The organism is Rathayibacter sp. PhB151, from assembly GCF_004366415.1.
Lineage (GTDB): Bacteria > Actinomycetota > Actinomycetes > Actinomycetales > Microbacteriaceae > Rathayibacter > Rathayibacter festucae.
Map to the genome: position 1 here is coordinate 767273 of NZ_SOEN01000007.1, position 19518 is coordinate 786790.

The window sequence follows — 19518 nt, forward strand, 5'->3', positions numbered from 1 at the left end:
CCCGGAACCCTTGATGATCGGACCATCATGTCGACGACGACGACCCCCACCAGCCTCCGACGCTCCGTGTCGAACACCCTGAAGGGATCGGCGGGCAATCTCGTCGAGTGGTTCGACGTCTACGTCTACTCCGTCTTCGCCGTCTACTTCGAGTCGCAGTTCTTCGCTCCCGGCGAGAAGAACTCGACCCTCTACATCTGGGCGATCTTCGCGGTCACCTTCCTCATGCGGCCGATCGGCTCCTGGTTCTTCGGCCGCTTCGCGGACAGGCACGGGCGCCGCCTCGCGCTGACCGTCTCGGTCTCCGTGATGGCCGCCTGCTCCCTCCTCGTCGCGTTCGCGCCGACGGCCGAGTCGATCGGCGGGGGAGCGGTGGTCCTCCTGGTGCTCGCGCGCCTGCTGCAGGGCTTCGCCACCGGCGGGGAGTACGGGACGAGCGCCACCTACATGTCGGAGGCGGCGATCCCCGGCCGGCGCGGCTTCCTCTCGTCGTTCCACTACGTCACCCTCGTGGGCGGCCACGTCCTCGCCCAGCTGACGCTGCTCGTCATGGTGCTGACCCTGCCCGACGAGGCGATCTCCGCCTGGGGCTGGCGGGTGGCCTTCGGCATCGGCGGCGTCGCCGCGGTCGTCGTGTTCTGGCTCCGCCGCAGCATGGACGAATCGCTGGCGACGACCCGGATCGAGGCCGTCAGAGCAGGGGAGTCCCGCCGGAGCGGCTCGATGCGCGAGCTCCTCGTCCACCAGTGGCGGCCGCTGCTGCTCTGCTTCGCGGTGACGATGGGCGGCACGGTCGCCTTCTATACGTACTCGGTGACCGGCCCGAGCATCATCAAGAGCGCCTTCGCCGGAGACGACGTCGTCACGGGCACCGTCATCAACCTCATCGCCCTGACGACGCTGATGCTCCTGCAGCCGCTCGGCGGCTGGCTCTCGGACATCATCGGCCGGAAGACCCTCCTGGTCTTCTTCGGGATCGGGGGAGTGCTCTACACCTGGTTCCTCCTCACCGCCCTGCCGCAGCAGACCGCCCCGCTCGCCGCCTTCGCGATCCTGGTCGGCGGCTTCGTGATCCTCACCGGCTACACCTCCATCAACGCCGTCGTGAAGGCGCAGCTGTTCCCCACGCACGTCCGCGCCCTCGGGCTCGGCTTCGGCTACGCGCTCGCCAACTCGGTCTTCGGCGGCACCGCGCCGCTGCTCTACGCCGGCGCGCTCGGCGCCGACCAGGTGCCGGCCTTCATCGGCTACGCGACCGCCGTGATCGCCGTCTCCCTGGTGGTCTACGCGGTGTTCCTCCGCAACACGGGGCCGAACTGGCTGGACGACGAGGCCGCGATGCGGCTGCGGGAGGAGTCCCGCGGTGCGGAGTCAGCGCGCTCGCGCTCGTGAGCTCGCTTCCGAGCAGGCTGGTCCAGCAGCAGGGCGGATCTCCTCGGCACGGACGCCCACAGACCTGAGCTGGCAGGAGTGCGTCACCCCCCGGGCCGCGTCGCGTTGCCCGCCCGTCCCGCGCCCCACGCCGCACCCAGGCCGAAGAGCGTGTCGACTCCGTAGTGCTCCATCGCGGCGGAGATGCGGCGGCGGCCGGTGCGGGGGTTGATGCCGAGGCGGTTGGAGGCGCTGTCGAGGGTGTTGCCCTGCTGCATCAGACGCAGGAGCGGCAGCCAGGAGTGCTCGTCGCTGCCCAGCGGGTCCGCGCGCTGCCAGAGCTCGTCGAAGTAGGCGCGGACGATGTTCGCGAGGCCCGCGTGGCGGACTCCGAGCACGCTCGTCGGGGTCGCCTCGCCCCAGACGAAGGGGAGCGCGATGTGGTCGCCGTCGACCCAGAACCAGCCCGGCGGCCGGTCGAGCGAGCGGTATTCCAGACCGACCCGTCCGTAGACGGCCATCCGCTCGAGCACCCGGGGGTCGGCCGCCGCGGACGACGGGACGATGATGCGCACCGTGTCCCTCTCCTGCAGGGCATCACCGAAGCGGACTGCCCGGTCGATCGGCGCCGTCATCAGCCGGTCGATGCTGGCGAACACCGCGACGAGGGAGCCCGACGGGGTGCCGACGAGCTCCCACAGCAGGTCCTCCGCGGCATAGGGTCCGTGACGCAGCACCGTGGGCACCAGGTCGGCGGCCGCCTCGCCCGTCGACCAGGCGCGGAGCACGGTGGGCAGGTTCTCCAGGATCTTCTCGATGCCGGACATGGCGTCCTCGGCCGCGACCCGGACTCGTCGGGTGTGCACCGAGACGGCCTCGTTCGCCCAGTCCGCGGGCGGGGGATAGGCCAGGACGTCGCCGGTGCCGCCGATCAGTCCCCGGTCTCGGAGCCGCTGCACGGCCGCCGCGACCTGCGCGGGCTCGAGGTGGGTCGCGAGCACCGCGTCCTCGAGCGTCGCCGGCCGCCCACGCAGCAGGATGCCCAGCAGGGTCTCGTCGTCCATGACTCCCTCTCGGTGACGAACAGTCCGTCTCGGCACGACAGTGCCGGGACGACGGCGCGCCCACAAGGCACTCCGGAAGCCGCCCGGACCTGGTAGGGCTGCGGGTCCGCACGGTCAGCGGGCGCGGTCGGCGGCTGCGTCCCGCGTCAGGTGCCCCGGGTCGTCCGCTGGAGCAGCCTGGTCGCGGAACATGCACTCCCGGCCGCTCGCTGCAGACAGCCGATAATGCACATTATGTCAGTTCGGGTCGACGTGAGATGAGCTGGACTTCGCTCTGAATCGAAGGAGCCGTCCCCGTCGAGGCCGCGCTCGATCGTCGGAAGGCGGGTCAGCCGCCGACGGGCCACTGCACGGGGACCGCCAGTCGCCTCCGCTCGGGCGCTGCGTCACGACGCGATAGCCGGTCGATCAGGAGATCGGCGGCCTCCCGCCCGAGCTGCTCGCCGTCGACATCGACCGCGGGCACCCCGACCAGACCGAGTGCGTCGACGATCGAGCGCTCCGAGCTCACGACGAGCCCCTCCGGCATCCCGCCAGAGGACAGCAGCGCGTACTGCACGCCGAGGCCGAGTGCGGTCGCGTAGGGCACGACGGCTGTCGCTCCGGACTCTCGCACCGCCGCCGCGGTGCCCACTCCCGCTGCGAACGTGGCCGGGAACGGGCCCAGCACGGTCAGCTCCACTCCCCCGCGCCGAGCCGCCTCGCGGACCGCGGCCGCGCGCTGCCGGTCCTGCCATGACCCGTCCGGCCCGCCGATGTAGAGCACGCGCTCGTGGCCGTCGGCCGCGAAGCGCTCGACGAGCGCGCCGAACGCCGAGGCGGTGTCGGCGACGACAGAGGCGATCCCGTCGACCTCGCGGTCGACCAGTACCGTCGGCTTGTGCGATCCCGCTGAGAGCAGCAGCTCGTCACCGCCGCGCGGCGCGACCACGATGAAGCCGTCGACCTGCCGCGAGAGTCGGTCGAACGCTCCGAGCTCGCGCACCGCCTCGAGGGGATGCACAGCCACCGTGAGCTGCAGGCCGTCCTCGTCGGCGCGGCGTTGCGCACCGCCGATGATCGGGGTGAAGAACGCGTTGTCGAGCGTGGGCACGACCAGGGCGACGACGCCGGTGCGGCCGCGGGCCAGTTGGCGGGCCGCCGAGTTCGGGATGAATCCCAGTTTCGCCGCGGCGCTGAGCACGCGGGCTGCCGTCTCGGGCGAGACGACCTCGGGTCGCGACAGGGTGCGCGACGCGGTCGCCTTGGACACCCCGGCGAGAGCGGCGACATCGGCGAGCGTGGCCACGTGCTCCCCTTTCACTCTCCCCTGATCATAGGGGTATCCCTGCAACCGCTCACATCCGGTGCTGTCGATGGCCCCCGGCCCCGAAACACAGTGTTTACATACACGAATCGAAGTGGGTAGCTTCGCCGGTCTACTCTCGATGCAACCGGTTACATCCACTCCGCGGCCTTCCTGACGCCGCCCGACGCGTCCGATCGGAGGTACTCGTGAGGTCGAGGACCGCTCCCCTCCTGCTCCTGCCCGGGCTGGGCTTCCTGCTGCTCTTCTTCGTCGTCCCCTCGCTGGTGATGCTCTTCGCCCCTCCCGGCACGGGTCCCCTCGAGGTGATCGCCCGCGTCGGCGAGATGCTCACCGACCCCTACGAGCTGCGCATCATCGGCCGCACGGTCGGCATCGGGCTCGTGGTCACGCTGATCTGCGTCGTCCTCGGCTTCCCGATCGCCTACCTGCTGGCGCGCTCCTCATCGCGCTGGTCCGGCGTCCTGCTGGCCCTCGCGATCTTCCCGCTGCTGCTCAGCAACGTCGTGCGCACCTTCGGCTGGCTCGTGGTACTCGGCTCGAACGGCGCGATCGGCCAGCTGCTCGTGGGCCTGGGGGTCGTGTCCGAGGCGCCGCAGCTGCTCTACACGGAGCTCGCGATCGTGCTGGGCCTGACGCAGCTCTTCCTGCCGCTCGCGATCATCTCCTGCTACTCCGCCGTCTCCCAGGTCGACGCCGGCCTCGACGACGCCGCCCGCGGGCTCGGAGCGAGCCCCACCCGCACCTTCTGGGACGTGGTCGTCCCGCTCTCGCTGCCCGGCGTGGTCGTCGCCGCGACGCTGGTCTTCGCCGGCTCCGTCACCGCGTACACGACGCCCTACCTGCTCGGAGGGTCGAGCCAGCGGATGCTGAGCACCCAGCTGTTCTCCTACTCCAGCGTCACGATCGACTGGGCCGGCGCCTCCGCCACGGCGATCGTCATGACGGTCCTGGTCTTCCTGGTCTCCGGACTCTCCTCCCTCGTCGCCCGGAAGGGAGCCGTCTCATGAGGACCCGCCGCCCCGTCGCCGCGTCGCTCGCGGTCGCCGGCTACGTGATCATGATCGTGCCGATCCTGTTCGTCGTCGCCACGGCCTTCACCGCCGGCTCAACGCTCCGCTTCCCGCCGGAGGGCTTCTCGTTCCGCTGGTTCGGCGAGGCGCTCTCGTACGACCCGTTCCTGGAGTCGCTGGCGACCAGCGCGCAGCTCGCAGTGCTCTCGACGGCGATCGCCCTGCTGATCGGCATCCCCGCCACCCTGGCGATCTACCGGGGCCGCATCCCCGGGCGCTCGCTGATCGAGGGTCTCTTCCTCTCGCCGCTGATCGTGCCCGAGCTCGTGGTCGGCCTGGCGCTGTTCCAGCAGCTCGTCGTCACGCTCGACGTCGACAACGCGGCCGTGCTGCTGATCGGGCACACGGCGCTCCTGCTCCCCTACGCGGTCCGCGTGACCGGCGCCTCGCTCGCCACCAGCGACCCCGCGCTCGAGGAGGCCGCGCGAGGACTAGGTGCTGGTCCTCTGCGCACCTTCTTCACCGTGACGCTCCCGATCCTGCGCCCCGGCGTCTTCTCTGCCGCGCTGCTCGGATTCGTGACCTCGTTCAACAACGTCCCGCTGTCGCTGCTCCTGCAGAGCCGCGACGCCAGGACCCTGCCCGTCACGATGCTCGACTACGTCCAGCAGAGCTACGACCCCATGGTCGCGGCCACGTCCACCCTCATCCTCGCGGCGACCGTCGTCATCGCGATCATCGCCGAGCGCAGCGTCGGCTTCGCCCAGATCTTCGGAGGCATCAACCGATGAGCGCAGCAGCGGAATTCGTCGACGTCAGTCAGGTCTTCGGTGACTTCACCGCGGTCGACGGCATCGACCTGGCGATCCCGGCCGGGAAGCTGACCACCCTCCTCGGGCCCAGCGGATGCGGCAAGACCACGTCGCTGCGGATGCTCGCGGGCTACTCCACGCCGACCTCCGGCCGGATCCTGATCGACGGCGTCGACAGCACCCGGCTCGCCCCCGAGAAGCGCGGGCTGGGCATGGTGTTCCAGTCGTACGCGTTGTTCCCGCACCTCAGCGTCGCCGACAACGTGGGCTACGGCCTCAAGCTGCGCGGCCTCGGACGCGCCGAGCGAGCGCAGCGGGTGACCGAGAGCCTCGAGATGGTCGGGCTCGCGCATCTCGCGGCCAGCCGGCCGCGGCGGCTCTCGGGCGGTCAGCAGCAGCGCGTGGCCCTCGCCCGCGCCATCGCGATCCGCCCGCGGCTTCTCCTGCTCGACGAACCGCTCTCGAACCTCGATGCGCGGCTCCGCGTCCAGATGCGCTCCGAGATCCGCCGCATCCAGTCCGAGACGGGCCTGACCGTCGTTCTGGTCACCCACGACCAGGACGAGGCGCTCGAGATGAGCGACGAGATGGTGCTCATGCGCGCCGGGCGCATCATGCAGCAGGGCGGTCCGGCCGCAGTCTTCGGCGCTCCGGCCAACCGCTTCGTCGCCGACTTCCTCGGCTACGAGAACTTCCTCGGCCTCGCCGACGGATCGCTCGCGACCGTGCGGCCGGAGCACCTCGCGGTGACGAGCGGCGAGGCCACCGGCTCGTCCGCCTTGTCGCTGCCCGCGGTCGTCGTCGATGTCGCGTACCGAGGGGTCGACGTGCTCGTGACGGTCGAGGCGACGGACCCCGCCGGCGACCGGGTGCGGCTCGTGTCGGACGTGCGCGCCGACTCCGCCGCACGCGTCGCGCCCGGTGACCCCGTGATCGTCTCGGCCGCGGCGTCGCAGATCGTCGCCATCGCCCGCGACTGAGCGCGGGTCCTCCCGCCCCCGCCCCTTCTCCGAAGCCTCCGCTCCCCCGCAGCTCCCCTCCACAGCTCCCCTCGAAAGGAACCGCCATGTCCCGCATCACTCCCCGGCGCGCCATCAGCCTCACCGCCGGCGCCGTCATCGGCGCACTCGCTCTCGCCGGCTGCTCCGGCGGCTCCGACTCCGGCAGCGCGGAGGGCGCCTCCGACACCCTCGTCGTCAGCACCTTCCCCTTCGGGGTCGAGCAGTTCCAGGAGGCGGTCATCGACCCCTTCACCGAGGCGACCGGCATCGAGGTCGAGGTCGAGACCGGCTCCAACTCCGACCGGCTGTCGCAGCTGCAGCTCGCGGGCGGCGACGACCCCGGCGTCGACGTGATGCTCATCAGCGACTACTACGCCGCGCTCGGCCAGGAGGACGACCTCTTCGAGCAGGTCGACGTGGACGCCGTTCCCGCGATCGCCGACATCGCCGACTTCGCGAAGGAGGACGTCTACCTCGGTCCGGCCTACAGCTACCAGCTCAACGGCACGCTCTACTCCACCGACGCCTTCTCGTCCGAGCAGGCCGCCGACTGGGAGCTCTACGGCGACGCCGCGAACGCCGGCCGCGTCGCGCTGCCCGACATCTCGGTCACCGCGGGCCAGCTGATGATCAGCGGAGTCGCGGCCACCTACGGCGACGGGCCCTACGACATCGACACGGCGCTCGACACCCTCTCCGGCTGGGCGCCCGGCGTGCTGCAGTTCTACAGCTCCTCCACCGAGGTCACGAACCTGCTGACCCAGGGTGAGATCACCGCCGCCGACGCCCTCAGCGGCTTCGCCACCGACCTCGTCGCCTCGGGCGAGCCGATCGGCTGGACTCCGCCCGCCACCGGCCGCTACATGGCGACCAACCGCGCGATGATCCCCGCTGGAGCCGCGAACACCGACGCCGCGGAGCAGTTCATCGACTACCTGCTCTCCGTCGAAGCGCAGACCTCCTCCGCCGAGGTCGTGGGCGACCTGCCGGTGAACCTCGCCGCTCAGGTCCCGGAGTCGATCACCGCCGTCGTCGGGGACATCGCTGCCGACCCCACCGCCGCCGGCTACGAGACCCTCGACCCCACCGAGCTCGTCCCCACCCGCTCGGACTGGGTCGACCGCTTCGCCCGCGAGGTCACCGCCCAGTAGGCGGTGTGTCAGGGCGCGGCCGCCGTGTCGCGCCCTGACGCACTCCCTCCCCGCACCACCCGCACCACCCGGAGAGACCGCCATGAGCACCGAGACCGCCACCCCGACCGCCTCCGTCCCCGACGAGTGGATCCGCCGGATCCCCAAGGTCGACCTGCACTGCCACCTGATCGGCACCGTGCGCGCGAGCACGTTCGCCGAGCTCGCCCGCCGGGAGGGCCTCGCGCTGCCCGCCGACCCGGAGCGGATCTTCGCCGACATCAACTCCCTCCCGCCCGACCCGGCGCTCTACCGCGACACCGTCGTCCCGGTGCCGCAGGACCGCTCGGCGTGCGAGCCCGACGTCTCCTACTCCCTCTTCCAGGTCTCGGAGTGGGTCGTGCAGGTGCTCCGCTCCGCGGAGGACCTCACCCGGATCGTCTACGAGGCCTTCGAGGACGCGCACCACCGCAGCGGCACACGCCATCTCGAGCTCTTCTTCGACGGCGTGCCCGAGCACCTCGCGGGGCTCGGGTACCGCGGCAGCATCGAGGCCTACGCCGACGGCATCCGCGCCGCCGAGCGCGACTTCGGCATGACCGGGCGGATGATCGCCGGCATCGACCGCAGCCGCAGCGGGGAGGAAGCCCTCGCCCTCGTGCAGCAGGTCGTCGACTCCCCGCACGAGTACGTCGCCGGCATCGGCCTCGACAACCTCGAGACCGCCGGCCCGCCCGAGCGCTTCGCCGAGGCGTACGCGCTCGCCGGCCGGGCGGGACTGGGCCGCACCGCGCACTCCTCCGAGCACGCGCCCACCGCCGCGAACACGATCACCTGCCTCGACCTGCTGGGCTGCGACCGCATCGACCACGGCTACTTCGTGCTCGAAGATTCGGCGGTCGTCGAGCGGATGCGCGAGGACGGCGTCGTCTTCACCGTCGCGTCGACCACCTCCCGCCGCTCCTGGCGCCCGTGGCGCCGCGCCTCCATCCGCGCAATGCTCGACGCCGGTCTGCGGGTCACCCCCTGCTCGGACGACCCGGGCATGTTCCCGACCACCCTCGTCGACGAGTACCGCATCGCCGCCGGTCCGATCGGGGCGACGCCCGCCCAACTGCGCGCGATGGCACTGACAGGGGTCGACGCGTCGTGGCTGCCGGCGGCGGAGAAGGCCCGACTGCGCGAGGACTTCACGACCGAACTCGACGCTCTCGACACGGAGTTCGGTCTCGAGTCGACGGAGGCACGTGCCCAGGACGCTTCCGAGAACGACATCAGGAGTCTGGAGGGACCCTGACGGCTGGACGGCGCGGTCGGCGGACGGGAGCCGTGCGGCGCACGCCGAGCACGCGCTCGCGATCACAGAGGACGGACCACTCGTGCTGACCGCGTGACGTGCGGTCCGGTGTCTCGCTCATGCTGAGCAGTCGGGGAACGACGAATGCCCTGCCGAGGACGGCAGGGCATTCGGTGGCGTGGGCTTACGGGCGGATCAGCACCTTGAGGGCCTCGCGGGAGTCCATCAGGCGGTAGGCCTCCGCGATCTCCGCGAGCGGCATCTCACGGTCGAACACGCGGCCGGGCTCGATGGTTCCGTCCAGGACCTGCGGGAGGACCTGCTCGATGTACGCGCGGACGGTGGCGGGGCCGCCGGTGAGCGTGGCGTTCTTGCCGAAGAGCGACAGGAAGCCGACGGCCGCGTCCTCGTACTGCGGGACGCCGACGCGGCTGATGGTGCCACCGGGGCGGACGACCCGGTAGGCCTGCTCGTAGGCCGGCATGTGGCCGACGGCCTCGAGGACGACGTGCGACCCCTCACCGTCGGTGATCTCCATCACCTTCGCCACTCCCTCGTCGCCGCGCTCAGCGACGACGTGGGTGGCACCGAACTCGCGACCGAGATCGGTGCGGGCCGTGTGCCGGCCCATCAGGATGATCTTGTCGGCGCCGAGCTGCTTCGCCGCGAGGACCGCGGACAGGCCGACGGCGCCGTCACCGATGACCGTGACGGTCTTGCCGGGGCCGACATCGCCGCGCAGGGCGGCGTGATAGCCGGTGAGGTAGACGTCGGACAGCGTCAGCACGCTCGGCATGAGCGACTCGTCGGTGCCCGCCGGGATGACGACGGCGGTGCCGTCGGCCTGCGGGACGATGAGCTTCTCCGCCTGGGTCGCGGAGGGGGCTCCGTCGAAGAACCCGCCGTGGACGCAGGAGGTGGTGATGCCGTCCTGGCAGAAGGGACAGGTCCCGTCCGACCACGCGAAGGGCACGATGACGGTGTCGCCGACGGAGAGGGTCGTGACGTCGTCGCCGATCTGCTCCACCACTCCGATGGCCTCGTGGCCCATTCGGCGACCCTCGGGAGTGCCGCCGAGGTCGTGGTAGGGGTGGAGGTCGGAGCCGCAGACACAGGCGTAGGTCACTCGGATCAGGGCCTCGGTCGGCTGCTGGATGACGGGGTCCGGGACCTCTTCGACGCGGACGTCGCCGGCGCCGTACATGACAGTGGCTTTCATGGTGTTCCTTTCGGGAGGGGGGTCAGTCGGTGACGCGCTCGTAGGGCGTGGCCTGGCGCGAGTTCGTCGTCATGTGAAGCTCCTGCTCTGCTGGATCGCCGGGTGTCGCATCAGCGCGCGTCGAGGTGGTCGACGGTGAACGCGGTCCGGCGGCCGTAGAAGGTGATGATGAGGGCGACAGCGCCGAGGACCGCCATGAGGGCCGCCAGGACCAGTGCGGGAAGGGCCTCCAGGAGAAGAGCGCCGATGATGCCCGCCGCGAAGATCGCGAGGTTGAACGCGACGGGCAGGAACGAGTTCGCGATGTCGGAGTTCTCGCGCCCGGAGCGGCTGAGTGCCGACTGCAGCTGCGCGGAGGCGCCGCCGAAGCCGATGCCCCACAGCACGCCGGCCAGCAGGACGGCGGCGGGTGCGCCGCGGCCCACGAGCAGGATCAGACCGGCGAGCACGAACACCGCGAGGCTCGAGTGCAGCAGCGCCCGCGGGAAGCGGTCGATGGTCGCGGCGGTGATCGCGACGCCGAGGATCGAGGAGACGCCGTAGACGAGGAGAACGAGGTCGGGTCGGAGTCCTGATCCGCCCTCGCGCAGGAACGGCGCGATGTAGGTGTAGATGGTGTTGTGCGCGAGCATCCAGACGAGGATCGTCAGGCAGACGATCGCCACTCCTGGCATGGCGAAGACGCGCGCCAGCGGGAGGCTCCCGGCTGCGGCTCGCGGCCGGCCTGGGGTGTCCGGGACGAAGAGGGCGATCAGGACGAACGCGAGCAGCGCGAGAATGCTCAGACCGCCGAACGACCAGCGCCAGTCGAGGGCCGTGCCGAGCCACGCTCCGAGTGGCGTGCCGAGCGCGAAGCCGACCGGGGCGCCGACCGACACGATGGACAGCGCCAGTCCCGCTCTGCGAGGCGGGCTGATCCGGCGGCCGTACGCGGCGAGCATCCCCCAGATGATCCCGGTGAACGCTCCGGCGACGAATCGTGAGACGAGGGAGACCGCGACGTCGCTGGAGAGCGCAGTGACGGTGTTCGCGACGATCAGGCAGGCGATGCTCCCGAGGAGCAGCGGCTTGCGGCGGAATCCACGAGTGAGGCTGATCGCGGGGATGGTGACGATGACGGTGCCGAGCGCCCAGACGCTGATGAACTGTCCGACGACTCCTTCGCTGGTGTCCATTCCGTCAGCGATGATCGGCAGCAGGCCCGCCGGCATCGTCTCGGCGGCGACGAGGAGGAAGCCCGTCATGGCGAGCACAGCGAGCGCGAACCAGGGCATCGTCCGCGGTTCGACGCGCTCGCTCCCGTCGGGGAGGCGTACGGGCGCAGTGGAGGTCATGAGGTCCTTCGAGGGTTCGTGCCGGCGGATGAGGCCGTACCCACCGTGAGGCGGGGAGAGGAGAAAGGAAGAGGAGTCAGCTCACGGAGCCGGCGGTGAGGCGCGCGATGTCCTCGGTGGCGGCCCAGGTCGCGAGCATCCGGAGCTTCTCGTCGGAGGCGCTTCCGGGAACGGCGGGGTAGACCGTCATCGAGTGACCAGGGTCGTCCTGCAGCTCGCTCACCTGGAAGGTGAGCTCCAAGAGCCCGACGACCGGATGCTCGAACTGCTTGAGGCCGCTGTAGTGACGCCGGACGTTGTGCTCGGCCCACCGGGTCCGGAAGTCGTCGCTGCGCATCGACAGCTCGCCGATGAGAGCGGCGAGTTGCGCGTCGTGGGGGTTGCGGCCGGCGTCGCGGCGGAGGATCGCGACGTTCACGTCGGCCGCGCGCTCCCAGTCGGGGTAGAAGGTGTGCGCGCGGGGGTCGAAGAAGATGAACCGGGAGTGGTTCGCCGGCCGCGCGGTGTTGCGGTACATCTCCGAGTAGAGGGCGAAGCCGAGCGCGTTGGCGGCGACGAGATCCATCCGTGTGTTCGACACGAAGGCGGGCGCGCCCGTGATCGCGTCGAGCAGGTACTGCACCTCCGGCCGCACGGTCGCGACGGTGCGGGACCGCCTCGTGCGGACTCCGGCCTCGTTCGCGGTCCGCGCCAGATCGCAGAGGTGATCGTGCTCGGCACGGTCCAGGTGCAGCGCCCTGGCGATCGCATCGAGGACGGAGTCGGACACGCCGGCCAGGTTCCCGCGCTCCAGGCGGGTGTAGTAGTCGACGCTCACGCCCGCCAGCCGTGCAGCCTCGTCGCGACGGAGGCCTGCCACCCGGCGGCGGCCGCCGCCCGGCTCGACCCCGGCCTGCTCCGGGGTGAGGCGCCCCCGACGTGATGTCAGGAACTCGCGTACCTCTGCTCGGTGATCCATGCTCGCAACGGTAGGAGGGGCTGATGTCGCCGTGAAGGGTTCTGTCAGAACCTCCCTCGTAGCGCGGGGCCGCCGGAGTCGGCCGCCGAGCACCGGCGCGGAGGATCGAGGCGGGGAGCGGAGGCGCCGGCACCGGTAGCCTCGCGGCATGACCTTCGCGAACGTCGGCACCCTGGGAGCCGCACCCGGCAGACGCGACGAGCTCGTCGCCCTCCTCATCGAGCACAACGGCGCCCTCGTCGACGCCGGCTGCCTGGCCTACGAGGTCGGCGTCGACGACGAGCAGCCCGACACCGTCTTCGTCGTCGAGCTGTGGGAGAGCGCCGAGGCGCACCGGGCCTCGCTGGCCCTCCCGCAGGTCCAGGCCGCGATCGAGCGGGCGCGCCCGCTGCTCAGCGGCGCCTTCGGCGGCCACCGCTTCGACGTCGTGGGCTCTCCTCTCCGCAGCTGACCTCCGGCGCCGGCCCCGGAGCTGACCGCCCGGGCCGACCTCCGGGGCCGGCCTCCGCCGAGGGCTCGATGCGGGCTGCGCGGACGTCTCCCCCGGACGTCGACGCCGTCGGTGATCGCGCCTCCGTCCCTCCGCCCGCTGATTCCGATCCCGCCACCCCGCCACCCGAGAGCAGAGCGCCATGATCAGCACCTTCCTCGTCGAGCACGCCGCGCTCGTGCCGATCGGCTTCTGGATCGCGGTCGCGCTGGTCACGGCGCTGGCCTGGCTGCTGCACCGGCGCGGCGCGAGGAGGACCCTCCTCGTCCTCGCCGCGGTGGCCTTCCTCGCGGGCATCGCGCTGACGATGTACCCGCCGGACGGCACGCCGCTGATCTTCTGCACCGTGCAGTTCTCGGTGCCGTTCGACGGCATCGACACCCTCGCGAACATCGCCCTCCTGTTCCCCGGGACCCTGCTGCTCGCGGTCGCGGTCGGCCGCCGCGTGCTCGTCGCCGCCGCTGTCTCCGGCCTGTCCGCCCTGATCGAGCTGGTCCAGGCGAGCGTCCCGGCGATCGGCCGCTCCTGCGACACGAACGACTGGTTCATGAACACCATCGGCGCCGTCCTCGGCGCGCTCCTCGCCGCCGTGATCCTCGCGGTCGAGAACCGGCGGGCCGGTCGCCGCGTGTCGCGCTGACGCCGCCTCCTGTCGCGTCGCGCTCGACGTCTCGACGTCGGGTCAGTGCGGGGGGCGCAGCGACTCGGCCGGGCTCAGAGCCGTGTCGGCGGTGCAGCCGAGCTCGCCCGGCTGGAGCAGCACCGGGGCCACGACGACGCGGGTGACGGCGCCCGCCTCGCGCTTGACGAGGACGCAGTCCTCGGCGTGCCCCATCGCCACTCCGACGTCCGTGCCCCGCAGCGCGACCGTCGGCTGCGCGGCCACCTCCCGAGGTCCCGTCGGAGTCGCCAGACGCTCGCTGATCGCGGCGGCGATGTCCTCGATCGTGCCCGGGTCCTCGGGCAGCGCGGTCAGCACCTCGACCGCGGCCTCCTCCGCGTTCGCGGCCGGCACGACGACCTCGCGCGTGTCCGGCGGCGCAGTGACGCTCGGCGTCGAGGCGTCGCACTCGACGTCCTGCACCCCGGTCGTGGTGCCGAAGACGGTGACGCCGTCGACGCTGTGCCGGCCGTAGAAGTCGAACTCGATCCGGTAGCAGTAGGACTGTCCGTCCACGCCGACAGTGCGCGTGGTGAGGGCGCCGAACGCATCGCCGAGCTCGGGCGCGTCGAAGGACTCGATCCCGACGAGGTCGGCGCCCTCGGCGGCGGCCTCCCTCGCGACCTCGTCGATGTCGTCGAGCCGGTCGGTGCCGATCCGATCCGCCAGCGCGGCGGTACTCTCGCGCGCGGTCGTCTCGGCGACCTCCGTGGTCGCGTTCCCGGGGCCGTAGAGGGTCGGGGCGCAGCCGGTGAGCAGTGCCGTGGCCGCGAGGCCCGCCACAAGCGGCACGGTGCGAGAGCTGCGCGTCACGATCGATCCTCCCCGGTGGCGAGCGGTACCGGCGAGCCTAGACGGGCTTGCGTCTCCCCCGCCGTCTAGTGTCGGCAGCGATGGGGGCACGCCGCCCCCGCTGAGGGGATCACATGTCTTCGCTCTCGCGCGCCGCCGTCCGGCGCACGCTCGCACTCGCCGCCGCCGTCCTAGTCGCCGCCTCCGCACTCGCCACTCCCGCGTCCGCCGCCGATCAGGGGCCCACGGGCACGATCACCGGGCGGGTCCTGCTCGAGGGGACGCCCGACACGCCTGCCGCCGCCGGCACGGAGGTGCTCCTGCGCCCGACCAGCACCAGCGAGGTGAAGCCGCTCGTCGTCGCGACGACGGACGCTGCCGGCGCCTTCGAGGCCGCCGTCGTGCCCGACGAGACCTACACGGTCAGCGCGCTCGTCGAGGACGGCCTGCACGTCCAGCGCAACCTCGGCTCGGACCGACCGAACGCCGCGGGCACCGTCTTCTCCGTGAGCGCCGGCAAGACCCTCGCCCTGCCCGAGTACGTGCTCCCGCTGGGAGCCACGATCAGCGGCCACGTCGACACCGACGACGGGGTCTCCGTCCCCGTCACCGCCTTCAACCGGCCGCCGTACGGCAGCTACGTCGAGACCCGTACGGACGCGAACGGCGACTACACGATCCGCGGCCTCGACCTCGACTTCTACAACGTCTCCTTCGACGACCGCACCGGCGACCCGAAGGAGTGGTGGCCCAACAGCCCGACCCAGGACGGCGCCGCGCGCATCGTCATCACCAGCCTCGACCAGGCCGTCACCGGCATCGACGCGGACCTCCGCACGGCGCGCGCGAACCCGCTCGACTCCGCCCCCTGCCTCGACCGCTCGACGCTGACCGTTGCGAAGGCCACCGCGGCCGCCCGCGCGTACCTGCGCTCCCACGACCTGGACGCCCTGAAGACCCTCACGCGCGCCGATGTGAAGCAGTACCTCGCCCGCTGCGCCTGAGCACGACCCACCCGAGAAGCGGACGCCCTCGTTCCGCGGCGCCACGACGGTGTCGAGCCCTGACCGGGACGACGCTGCCGCCGGAGCCGGCGTCCGCCGGGCGGAGCATCGCCGACAGGGCGCAGAGGGTCGCGCGCGCGGGGGCGTGAAGGAGCCCGGCTGAAGCTGCTGAGCCGAGAGCCCCGCGGCCGGCGAGCTCCACAGCAGGCCGCGCGAGAGGAGCGGCGAGAGTGCGGTGAGCGCGTACCTCGACCGCGACGACGCGATGGGGGTATCGGGCCTCGCCCGCTCCGATCGGGCGGGCCGTGCGAGAGCCGGGATGATCGAGGCCTTCGTGGCCACGATCCGGCGACAGAGGCTGGGCACCACGCTCATCGGGGCCCTCTTCCCGCTCGCGGCCTGGCTCGGTCATCCCGGAACTCGCGCGCGATCTTTCCGGGGCGGCGAGTCGAGATCAGACGGTGCCCGGAGGTGCCGTGCCCTCCGGCGCGGGGACGACGTCGCCCGTCCGGCGGTCGACCAGCGGAACGCCGACCGGCCAGGGTGAGCCCGTGATGCGGTAGCCGGCGGAGGTCTCCTCCTCGAGGCGGACGGTGCCGTATCGACCGAGAACGAGGGACGCGACGACGCTGACGATGAAAGCGGCCAGCAGCCCGTAGACCGGCACGCCGACGGAGGGTGTTCGGAGCGCCTCGGGCGGCAGGAGCGACACCAGCAGGAGGAACAGGACCGCGCACGCCGTCCCGGCGAGAGACACCCAGCCGGCCCGGACCGCGTAGGCCGTCGAGTCGGTTCCGGGGAGCAGCCGGACGGTGGTGGGCCTGACCTGCGCCACGTCCTCGGCCATCCCGACGGCCGATGCCAGGAGGCGGAGTCGGTTCGCCAGCACCGAGACCGTGATCGCCGGAAGGTGCTGATCGCCGACGCCACCCGGACGCAGCGGGATCTCCACGGTGAGCGCTCGCTCTCCGTGTCGAACTCGGATCCGCAGACCGCCGAGCCTCGACGTGGGGCTCGGACCGTTCATCGCGACCACGCGGCTCCACGGCAGCACGGCACCCGGCTCCGCCTGGCGGCGGTCGTCCCAGAACTCCAGGCCCTCTGCGGTCCCGAGGATCAGCGGGTGCTGGCTGCGGCTGAGGCGGGGATAGCCGGGTGCGATCGCTCGGATGGCGACTTCGGCCCGGTAGTCGACGGCGGGGTACAGAACGATCGCCTCGGCGCTGCGCTTCGTGAATTCGGCCGATGCCACGGAGCGATCCTACGAGCGGGTCCGAGCCCGAGGCGGCGATGTCGCGTCTCACCTCCGCGGACGGAACGCTGTCCCGCGGGCCCGGGCTCTCCGGCACCTAGCCTGGGCGGATGGACGGCACGGTCGATCTGCTCACACGACGACTCCGGCTCCGGCGACTCACCCGGGAGGACGAGGCGGCGGTGACGGCGTACCGCGGTGACGCCCGCGCCTCCCGGTTCCTCGGTCACGGTCCGCTCGCGGAGGGGCAGTACGCCTCCTGGTTCGAGGAGCGGGACGCCGAATGGGAGCTGCGCGAGCCGGGTCACCGCCGCTTCTACGGCGTCGAGGTCCGGGCGACGGCGGCGCTCGTCGGTGACGCCGTGCTCGTCCGTTCAGCGGACGGGCAGCAGGGTGAGATCGGCATGTTCCTCCACCCGTCCACGGCCGGCCTGGGCTACTCGCTCGAAGCGGGCGGCGCTCTCCTCGACGTCGGGTTCGGGTCGCTCGGCCTGCACCGCATCATCGGACGCGCCGCAGCCGACAACCGCGGCTCCGTCCACGCGATGGAGCGGCTGGGACTGCGGCGCGAGGCCCTCTTCCTGCAGAGCGAGAGACGCGGCGAGACCTGGATCGACTCAGCGGTCTACGCGATCCTCGCGGACGAGTGGAGACGCGGGAGAGACGCCGAGACGGTCTTCACCCCGAGCGAGTGACGGACCGCTGCTTTCAGGGAGACGGACAGCGGCCCTCGAGATGCCCGGACATCCCTTCCTCTTCGGAACTCGGAGCAGCGATCCCGCTGGGGCGGGGCAGGATGACACCGTGCGCAGGATCCGATTCAGCAGTCCGGGGTGGGACGACGATGCGGACGTGACTGCACCGATCGATCCGGACCAGGGTCGGTACGCCCGCGACGACGGTGCGCGGTTCACGGCCGTCACTCTCACGTGCCTGTCCGTCCTGCCGGCGATCCTGCTCACCGCGGCGTTCTTCCTCGCGCGGCTCCCGCCCCTCGATCGCGACGACCACCCCGACTGGGCGGCGCCGGGCGCCCTGGACCTGGCCCCGTGGCTGCTGCTGTTCCTGCTCCCGCCCCTCGTCACCGGCGCTCTCAGTCGGCTCGTCGGCGGGCGGGACTCGCTCGCCGGATTCCGGCACTCGGCCGCCGTCTGCTTCGTCGTGATGGTGCCGTTCCTCGGCCTGTCGTCGCTGTCCCTCCTCGGGTAGCGCCGCCCGTCACCCCTCAGGGCGCCGACGATCGCGCCTCCTGAGACGACGGCTGCCAGGACACCACCGACCAGCACGGGCGCACCCCGCCGCGGTCCGCGGGTGCGACTGCTGCAGGCGGAGCCCTCGGCCGGTTCTCGGTCGGGCAGGCTCTGCCGGATCACCGACTCGACGGGGTCGCCGTCCGGTGTGCACTCGGCCGGAGTGTCCTCGAGCGTGAGGTAGCCGCCGCCGCCCTCCACGACGTCGCCCGTCGTCAGCGCTCCGCTCCTCCGCCCTCGGACGGGAGTCGCGAGGCGGAGGGCCGTGCTGGCACGATTCGGGAACAGTCCCCTCCGACCCTCCCCGACTCTCGACAGGACACGCGCGATGACGCCGCTCTTCCCCACCCGCTCTCTCGCCGCGCTCGTGACCGCCGGCGCGCTGCTCCTCGGGGGCGCACCCGCCTGGGCTGCCGAAGCGACGGCGTCCGTCGAGGCGGTCGGTGCATCCGCCGACCTGCTGAGATCAGGAGAGCGCCTCGACGGGGGCGAGCGTCTGGTCTCGCCGGACGAGAGCTCGAGCTTCGTGATGCAGACGGACGGCAACGCAGTGGTCTACGACGCCACAGGGCACGCGACCTGGGCGTCGGGCACTCAGGGCCGCGGACACCACCTCGACATGCAGAGCGACGGCAACGTCGTCGTCTCGACTGCCGACGGGCGCCCGGTCTGGGCGACCGGCACCGATGGTGAGCCCGGCGCGACGCTCGAGCTGCTGGACGACGCCGACCTCGTCGTGCACCGGGCGAACGGGACCGCCCTCTGGTCCTCGCTCGTCGGCGGTCTCCTGCCGCCACCGGTCTCGGATCTGCTGTCCGCGGGCGAGACCCTTCCGGAGGGCGGTCGGCTCACCTCGTACGACGGCTCGACCACTGCCGAGATGCAGACCGACGGGAACTTCGTCGTCTACTCCTCGGGTCGACCGCAGTGGGCCAGCGGCACCTTCGGCGACGGCAACAGCCTGATCATGCAGGGGGACGGCAACGCCGTGGTCCACGACGCGGGCGGCGCGCCACTGTGGTCGTCGGAGACGGCCGGCTCCTCGGGAGCCGTGATGCGCCTCCGAGCCGCGGACCTCGTTGTCACGGCGGACGGCGAGACGCTGTGGAGCAGCGCCGCCCAGGCCGGCCGGGACACCCTGAACGGCAGCGGCGCCCTCGACCCTGGTCAGCAGCTCCTCTCGCTCGACGGCCGCTGGCGCGCCGTCATGCAGGCCGACGGCAACTTCGTCGTCTACGGCGCCAACGGCGCCGCGTGGGCGACCATGACCTCCGGTTCGGACCCGAGGTTCTCGATGGTCGACGAGGGAAGACTCACCGTCGGCGCCGGGTACAGGACGATCTGGTCGGCTTACCCGAAGACATCGTTCGGTGCCGGGCAGCCGGGACTCGTCCAGCCCTACCGCCTCGTCATGCAGAACGACGGCAACCTCGTCGAGTACGACGGCCTCGGCCGAGCGGTCTGGGCGAGCCGCGGCTGACAGCGTGCTGTGCTAGTCGGCCTCTTCGGGGACGGCCCGGCCCGTGCATCAAGCGCGAACGCGATGCTTCCCGTGGTTCGCCGG

Annotated in this window: 19 protein-coding genes and 1 pseudogene; 13 read left to right on the forward strand and 7 right to left on the reverse strand. The window is 71.7% G+C overall.

Annotated elements, in window-relative coordinates:
* Positions 1–27: 27 nt before the first annotated feature.
* A complete protein-coding gene (locus EDF35_RS10945; RefSeq protein ID WP_133962340.1) occupies positions 28–1392 on the forward strand; it encodes an MFS transporter in 1365 nt (454 codons plus the stop codon).
* An 83-nt stretch (positions 1393–1475) separates the two neighbouring features.
* Here EDF35_RS10945 and EDF35_RS10950 read toward each other — a convergent pair whose 3' ends face one another.
* Both EDF35_RS10950 and EDF35_RS10955 read right to left on the reverse strand, forming a co-directional pair.
* Entirely contained in the window at positions 1476–2435 is a 960-nt protein-coding gene (locus tag EDF35_RS10950; RefSeq protein ID WP_133962341.1) for a hypothetical protein, read from the reverse strand.
* Between the two features lie 328 nt (positions 2436–2763).
* On the reverse strand, positions 2764–3723 hold the full coding sequence (locus EDF35_RS10955) for a LacI family DNA-binding transcriptional regulator (protein WP_133962342.1): 960 nt from the start codon (positions 3721–3723) through the stop codon (positions 2764–2766).
* A gap of 206 nt (positions 3724–3929) precedes the next feature.
* Here EDF35_RS10955 and EDF35_RS10960 point away from each other — a divergent pair, with 206 nt between their 5' ends.
* The 6 genes and pseudogenes from EDF35_RS10960 to EDF35_RS21235 all read left to right on the forward strand — a co-directional run.
* Positions 3930–4751: an ABC transporter permease gene (locus tag EDF35_RS10960; protein ID WP_123703877.1), complete on the forward strand. Its 822-nt coding sequence runs from the start codon at positions 3930–3932 to the stop codon at positions 4749–4751.
* Complete coding sequence (locus tag EDF35_RS10965; RefSeq protein WP_123446479.1) at positions 4748–5545, forward strand: ABC transporter permease; 798 nt, start codon at positions 4748–4750, stop codon at positions 5543–5545. Before EDF35_RS10960 ends, EDF35_RS10965 begins: the two co-directional genes overlap by 4 nt.
* Positions 5542–6546: an ABC transporter ATP-binding protein gene (locus EDF35_RS10970; protein WP_123703879.1), complete on the forward strand. Its 1005-nt coding sequence runs from the start codon at positions 5542–5544 to the stop codon at positions 6544–6546. The genes EDF35_RS10965 and EDF35_RS10970 overlap by 4 nt, the downstream gene beginning before the upstream one ends.
* An 86-nt stretch (positions 6547–6632) precedes the next feature.
* Positions 6633–7718 carry an extracellular solute-binding protein gene (locus EDF35_RS10975; RefSeq protein WP_133962343.1) on the forward strand — a complete coding sequence of 362 codons (1086 nt, stop codon included), beginning with the start codon at positions 6633–6635 and terminating at the stop codon, positions 7716–7718.
* Between the two features lie 82 nt (positions 7719–7800).
* Positions 7801–8994 carry a hypothetical protein gene (locus EDF35_RS10980; protein ID WP_243839935.1) on the forward strand — a complete coding sequence of 398 codons (1194 nt, stop codon included), beginning with the start codon at positions 7801–7803 and terminating at the stop codon, positions 8992–8994.
* Positions 8966–9091 (forward strand): annotated as a pseudogene (locus tag EDF35_RS21235) (type I methionyl aminopeptidase); the annotation flags it as partial. The gene EDF35_RS10980 and the pseudogene EDF35_RS21235, both read left to right, overlap by 29 nt.
* 87 nt (positions 9092–9178) lie before the next feature.
* Here the strand turns inward: EDF35_RS21235 and EDF35_RS10990 are convergent.
* The 3 genes from EDF35_RS10990 to EDF35_RS11000 all read right to left on the reverse strand — a co-directional run bounded on the left by EDF35_RS10990 (position 9179) and on the right by EDF35_RS11000 (position 12505).
* Positions 9179–10213, reverse strand: a complete 1035-nt coding sequence (locus EDF35_RS10990) for an alcohol dehydrogenase catalytic domain-containing protein (RefSeq protein WP_208323053.1) — start codon at positions 10211–10213, stop codon at positions 9179–9181.
* 110 nt (positions 10214–10323) lie between these two features.
* Positions 10324–11547, reverse strand: a complete 1224-nt coding sequence (locus tag EDF35_RS10995) for an MFS transporter (protein WP_243839936.1) — start codon at positions 11545–11547, stop codon at positions 10324–10326.
* A gap of 76 nt (positions 11548–11623) precedes the next feature.
* On the reverse strand, positions 11624–12505 hold the full coding sequence (locus EDF35_RS11000; RefSeq protein WP_123703887.1) for a helix-turn-helix transcriptional regulator: 882 nt from the start codon (positions 12503–12505) through the stop codon (positions 11624–11626).
* Between the two features lie 148 nt (positions 12506–12653).
* Here EDF35_RS11000 and EDF35_RS11005 point away from each other — a divergent pair, with 148 nt between their 5' ends.
* Complete coding sequence (locus tag EDF35_RS11005) at positions 12654–12956, forward strand: putative quinol monooxygenase (RefSeq protein WP_133962344.1); 303 nt, start codon at positions 12654–12656, stop codon at positions 12954–12956.
* Between the two features lie 181 nt (positions 12957–13137).
* Positions 13138–13635 carry a VanZ family protein gene (locus EDF35_RS11010; protein WP_133962345.1) on the forward strand — a complete coding sequence of 166 codons (498 nt, stop codon included), beginning with the start codon at positions 13138–13140 and terminating at the stop codon, positions 13633–13635.
* 42 nt (positions 13636–13677) lie between these two features.
* Here EDF35_RS11010 and EDF35_RS11015 read toward each other — a convergent pair whose 3' ends face one another.
* A complete protein-coding gene (locus EDF35_RS11015; protein WP_133962346.1) occupies positions 13678–14469 on the reverse strand; it encodes a hypothetical protein in 792 nt (263 codons plus the stop codon).
* 113 nt (positions 14470–14582) lie between these two features.
* On the opposite strand from EDF35_RS11015, the gene EDF35_RS11020 reads away from it, so the two are divergent.
* Positions 14583–15452 carry a carboxypeptidase-like regulatory domain-containing protein gene (locus EDF35_RS11020; RefSeq protein WP_133962347.1) on the forward strand — a complete coding sequence of 290 codons (870 nt, stop codon included), beginning with the start codon at positions 14583–14585 and terminating at the stop codon, positions 15450–15452.
* A gap of 454 nt (positions 15453–15906) precedes the next feature.
* Here EDF35_RS11020 and EDF35_RS11025 read toward each other — a convergent pair whose 3' ends face one another.
* On the reverse strand, positions 15907–16704 hold the full coding sequence (locus EDF35_RS11025; protein ID WP_133962348.1) for a hypothetical protein: 798 nt from the start codon (positions 16702–16704) through the stop codon (positions 15907–15909).
* Positions 16705–16814: 110 nt separating this feature from the next.
* On the opposite strand from EDF35_RS11025, the gene EDF35_RS11030 reads away from it, so the two are divergent.
* The 3 genes from EDF35_RS11030 to EDF35_RS11040 all read left to right on the forward strand — a co-directional run bounded on the left by EDF35_RS11030 (position 16815) and on the right by EDF35_RS11040 (position 19434).
* The gene (locus tag EDF35_RS11030; protein WP_133962349.1) at positions 16815–17399 is read left to right on the forward strand and encodes a GNAT family protein; all 585 of its coding nucleotides are present in this window, start codon (positions 16815–16817) and stop codon (positions 17397–17399) included.
* A 157-nt stretch (positions 17400–17556) separates the two neighbouring features.
* Positions 17557–17913, forward strand: a complete 357-nt coding sequence (locus EDF35_RS11035) for a hypothetical protein (protein ID WP_133962350.1) — start codon at positions 17557–17559, stop codon at positions 17911–17913.
* Between the two features lie 369 nt (positions 17914–18282).
* Positions 18283–19434, forward strand: coding sequence for a hypothetical protein (locus EDF35_RS11040; protein WP_133962351.1), 1152 nt, complete (start codon positions 18283–18285; stop codon positions 19432–19434).
* Positions 19435–19518: the final 84 nt, after the last annotated feature.